The sequence below is a fragment of the Neisseria sp. HMSC065D04 genome, from assembly GCF_001815675.1.
Classification (GTDB): Bacteria; Pseudomonadota; Gammaproteobacteria; order Burkholderiales; family Neisseriaceae; genus Neisseria.
The window spans coordinates 49,321-53,494 of sequence record NZ_KV821487.1 but is presented as its reverse complement, the minus strand read 5'-3'; the positions used below and the strand labels follow the sequence as shown (position 1 = coordinate 53,494).

General features: G+C 51.3%; 2 protein-coding genes, 1 other RNA gene and 2 pseudogenes. 4 read left to right on the top strand and 1 reads right to left on the bottom strand.

The annotated features are described in order from the left end of the window. Window positions 1–404 (bottom strand): annotated as a pseudogene (locus HMPREF3050_RS02445) (hypothetical protein); the annotation flags it as partial. Window positions 405–621: 217 nt separating this feature from the next. Here HMPREF3050_RS02445 and rnpB point away from each other — a divergent pair. The 4 genes and pseudogenes from rnpB to HMPREF3050_RS14975 all read left to right on the top strand — a co-directional run. Continuing rightward, window positions 622–983, top strand: an RNA gene (rnpB, locus tag HMPREF3050_RS02440) — RNase P RNA component class A. Between the two features lie 293 nt (window positions 984–1,276). Then, window positions 1,277–3,331 (top strand): methionine--tRNA ligase, encoded by a 2,055-nt coding sequence (gene metG, locus HMPREF3050_RS02435; protein WP_070773317.1) that lies wholly within the window; start codon window positions 1,277–1,279, stop codon window positions 3,329–3,331. An 81-nt stretch (window positions 3,332–3,412) separates the two neighbouring features. Continuing rightward, window positions 3,413–3,937, top strand: a complete 525-nt coding sequence (locus tag HMPREF3050_RS02430; protein WP_070773319.1) for a DUF4189 domain-containing protein — start codon at window positions 3,413–3,415, stop codon at window positions 3,935–3,937. A 94-nt stretch (window positions 3,938–4,031) separates the two neighbouring features. Then, window positions 4,032–4,174 (top strand): annotated as a pseudogene (locus tag HMPREF3050_RS14975) (DUF4189 domain-containing protein); the annotation flags it as partial.

The window sequence follows — 4,174 nt, the reverse complement described above, 5'->3', positions numbered from 1 at the left end:
GCTTCCGCTTTAGCTTTTTCAGCTTCTTCAGCCGCTTTACGCTCAGCTTCTAATTTGGCTTTTTCAGCTTCTTCGGCAGCCTTACGTTCAGCTTCTACTTTAGCTTTCTCGGCTTCCTCAGCCGCTTTACGTTCAGCCTCGGCTTTGGCTTTCTCAGCTTCCTCAGCCGTTTTGCGTTCAGCTTCAGCTTTGGCTTTCTCGGCTTCTTCGGCTGCTTTACGCTCCGTTTCAGCCTTAGCTTCTTCAGCAGCTTTACGTCCCGCTTGGCATTCGGCGTTGCATTCTATTTTGGGTTGGTTGGTATCGCTTGAGGCGGTTGACGGTGAACCGCCTCCTCCACCGCCTCCGCAGGCGGCAAGTAAGGATAGGGCAAGGTAAGACAGGATATGTGGATAGTTTTTCATCGTAATGTACTTTTATATTTAAAATAGTTATGTGATATTCATTTTATGGGCTTTTTTATAACATGTCATTCATTTATTTGACGAACGGTACTTTTTGTTTATAAATAGTTTATTTTATTTGAATTTTTATGTTGCGAAATGGGTAAATTTTTAGATAGGCGGTTTTTTTGGTGGTCAAACGGTTGTGATTTGCTTGTGTTATAATCCGCGTTTCATACAGGTCGGACAGACAGTCGCCGCGTATCGCGTAAGGCATACGGGGAGGAAAGTCCGGGCTCCGCAGAGCAGGATGCCGGCTAACGGCCGGGCGCGGAAACGCGACGGAAAGTGGAACAGAAAGCAATACCGCCGACGGCCGCCTTCGGGCGGCACGGGTAAGGGTGAAAAGGTGCGGTAAGAGCGCACCGTGCACTTGGTAACAAGGCGCAGCAGGCTAAACCCCATCCGGAGCAAGACCAAACAGAACGCATTGACGCTGCTCGCCGAGCGTTCGGGTAGGTTGCTGGAGCGCATCAGTAATGGTGTGCCTAGAGGAATGACTGTCCGAGACAGAACCCGGCTTACCGTCCGGCCTGTATGTCCCGATTATCGAAAAGGTCGTCTGAAAACCGATTTTTGTGTTTCAGACGACCTTTTGCCATAAATATAGTGGATTAAATTTAAATCAGGTTCAGCACCTTAGAGAATCGTTCTCTTTGAGCTAAGGCGAGGCAACGCCGTACTGGTTTAAAGTTAAGCCACTATAACCCGTTTTGCCCATCCTGTTCCCGCTTCACGGAATCCCCTTTTCAGACGACCTTTCCCCCGTCTCGCCCGCACGATTTACGGTATAATTCCCCATCTTTATCCATTGTTTTCCCAAGCATAAAACCATGACACGCAAAATCCTCGTTACCTCCGCACTGCCCTATGCCAACGGCAGCATCCACCTCGGCCACATGGTCGAACACATCCAAACCGACGTTTGGGTGCGCTTTCAAAAACTGCGCGGCCACGAGTGCCACTACTGCTGCGCCGACGATACCCACGGCACGCCCGTGATGCTGGCCGCGCAAAAACAAGGCATCGCGCCCGAAGACATGATTGCCAAAGTGCGCGAAGAACACCTCGCCGACTTCACCGGCTTTTTCATCGGCTACGACAATTATTACAGCACCCATTCCCCTGAAAACAAACAGTTTTCCCAAGACATTTACCGCGCGCTGAAAGCCAACGGCAAGATTGAGAGCCGCGTCATCGAGCAGCTTTTCGACCCCGAAAAACAAATGTTCCTGCCCGACCGCTTCGTCAAAGGCGAATGCCCCAAATGCCACGCCCAAGACCAATACGGCGACAACTGCGAAGTCTGCGGCACGACCTATTCCCCAACCGAACTGATCAACCCGTATTCCGCCGTTTCCGGTGCCAAACCCGAATTGCGCGAATCCGAACACTTCTTCTTCAAACTGGGCGAATGCGCCGACTTCCTCAAAGCATGGACTTCCGGCAACAACCCGCACGACGGCAAGCCCCATCTTCAGCCCGAAGCCCTCAACAAAATGAAGGAATGGCTGGGCGAAGGCGAAGAAACCACCCTGTCCGATTGGGACATTTCCCGCGACGCCCCGTATTTCGGTTTTGAAATCCCCGACGCGCCGGGCAAATACTTCTACGTCTGGCTGGACGCGCCCGTCGGCTACATGGCGTCGTTTAAAAACCTGTGCGACCGCATCGGCGTCGATTTTGACGAATACTTCAAAGCCGACAGCCAAACCGAGATGTACCACTTCATCGGCAAAGACATCCTCTATTTCCACGCCCTGTTCTGGCCCGCCATGCTGCATTTCTCCGGCCACCGCGCCCCGACCGGCGTGTATGCACACGGTTTCCTGACCGTGGACGGACAAAAAATGTCCAAATCGCGCGGTACCTTCATCACCGCCAAATCCTATCTGGAACAAGGCCTGAACCCCGAGTGGATGCGCTACTACATCGCCGCCAAACTCAACAGCAAAATCGAAGACATCGATTTGAACCTGCAAGACTTTATCAGCCGCGTAAACAGCGACCTCGTCGGCAAATACGTCAACATCGCCGCCCGCGCGTCAGGTTTCATCGCCAAACGTTTTGAAGGTCGTCTGAAAGACGTTTCAGGCAGCGCATTGCTGGCAAAACTCGCCGCCGAAAGCGAGACCATCGCCGAGCAATACGAAAACCGCGAATACGCCCGCGCCCTGCGCGACATCATGGCATTGGCGGATGTTGTGAACGAATACGTCGATGCCAACAAGCCGTGGGAGCTCGCCAAACAAGAAGGTCAAGACGAACGCCTGCACGAAGTATGCAGCGAACTCATCAACGCCTTCACCATGCTGACCGCCTACCTCGCCCCCGTGTTGCCGCAAACCGCCGCCAACGCTGCGCGTTTCCTCAATCTGGACGCGATTACTTGGGCAAACACGCGCGAAACCCTAGGCGAACACACCATCAACAAATACGAACATTTAATGCAACGAGTGGAGCAAAAACAAGTGGACGATTTAATCGAAGCCAACAAACAAAGCATTGCCGCCGCAGCCGCGCCTGTTGAAGACAGCAAATATGAAAAAGTCGCCGAACAAGCGAGCTTCGACGACTTCATGAAAATCGACATGCGCGTCGCCAAAGTATTGAACTGCGAAACCGTCGAAGGCAGCACCAAACTCTTAAAATTCGACCTCGATTTCGGTTTTGAAAAACGCATCATCTTCTCCGGCATCGCCGCGTCTTATCCCAACCCCGCCGAATTGAACGGCCGCATGGTCATCGCCGTCGCCAACTTCGCCCCGCGCAAAATGGCAAAATTCGGCGTATCCGAAGGCATGATCCTCTCCGCCGCTACCGCCGAGGGCAAACTGAAGCTCCTCGATGTCGATGCCGGCGCGCAGCCCGGGGATAAAGTGGGCTAAAACGCTGAAAAAAGCTGTCTGAAACCATCATGCAAGATGTTCGGACAGCTTTTTTTGTATCTTGAAACCAAGGAAAAACTGATGAAAAAACTGCTTTTTATCTTTTTGGGGTTGGCAAGTTTTAACGTCTATGCCAACGGTTGCCCCGGACAATTTGATCCTGTCAGCGGTATTTGCCGCTTTCAAGGGCATAACGGGGAAATGGTTCAATACAATATGGCTCCGCCCCAATCTTCCAACCTCCAAAACAATACTAAAGTTATCAACATCAATGTCCCGTCCAAATACGGCGCATGGGCGTTCAATTCTAAAACAGGTATCGCAGGTGGCGCACTTAATCAAAATTCGCGTGCTGCCGCAGAAAAAGAAGCGATTAAAACTTGCGAACAGGGCGGGCGTAATGCGCCGTGTGTAGTAGGTATTTGGGTGAGAAACGGCTGTATTGCTGTTGCCCAAGGAAAATCTGGTGGAAAAGTAAAAACCTTTTATGGATCGGAGCCTTCCCCAGGTCGTGCAGAACCGTCAGCATTGAGAAAATGTCAGGCTGCGGGTGTTGCACAATGCAAAATTGTCGCATCCGAAGGCTGCTCGTTGCCGCAATATTGACAAGCAAAAGGTCGTCTGAAAGTTTTCAGACGACCTCGGTATCAGGTTCTTGCTTTAAGAAAAGAGATTACGACCAAACAAAGGAATAAAACTAATGAAAAAACTGCTTTTTATCTTTTTGGGGCTGGCGAGTTTTAATGTCTATGCCAACGGCTGCCCCGGACAATTTGACCCTGTCAGCGGTATTTGCCGCTTTCAGGGGAATAACGGGGAAATGGTTCAATACAATATGGCTCC